The sequence below is a fragment of the Paraburkholderia sp. EG286B genome (assembly GCF_040965655.1).
GTDB lineage: Bacteria > Pseudomonadota > Gammaproteobacteria > Burkholderiales > Burkholderiaceae > Paraburkholderia.
In genome coordinates this window covers 1-352 of record NZ_JBFRCF010000198.1, presented here as the reverse complement: position 1 = coordinate 352, position 352 = coordinate 1, and the positions used below count along the sequence as shown (strand labels likewise).

Annotated in this window: 1 pseudogene; it reads left to right on the top strand. The window is 51.1% G+C overall.

The features are described 5' to 3' along the window. Positions 1–102 (top strand): annotated as a pseudogene (locus AB4Y42_RS44395) (GNAT family N-acetyltransferase); the annotation flags it as partial. Between the last annotated feature and the right edge of the window lie 250 nt (positions 103–352).

Here is a 352-nt window from a genome sequence, read left to right as displayed (position 1 = left end):
GTGCACTGGCTGACTCACGAAACGAACTACCCAGGCAGGCTCCTCTACGACGCCGTGGGAGAGCGCTCTGGCTTTATACAGTACCGGAAGGTGTTCAAGTGAAACTCACTTGTCCAACCTTTGCCTGGAGACTAGCGAGGCGTCGCGAGCTGGATGGAAATAAGGGGTGGCGTCGGGTCGGATCTCCATTGTGTCTAACGTTTCCTGGACTATTTCGGTCGAAGATAGTCCCGGAGCCGCTATCGGAAAAGTAAAGCTGTGAATCGGTAAAAAACCCTTCAACATACTGAATCGGGAAATCAAAATGAGCATTCGTACAAGTCAGTTTCGCTTTCAAATCGCAGAACGGAGC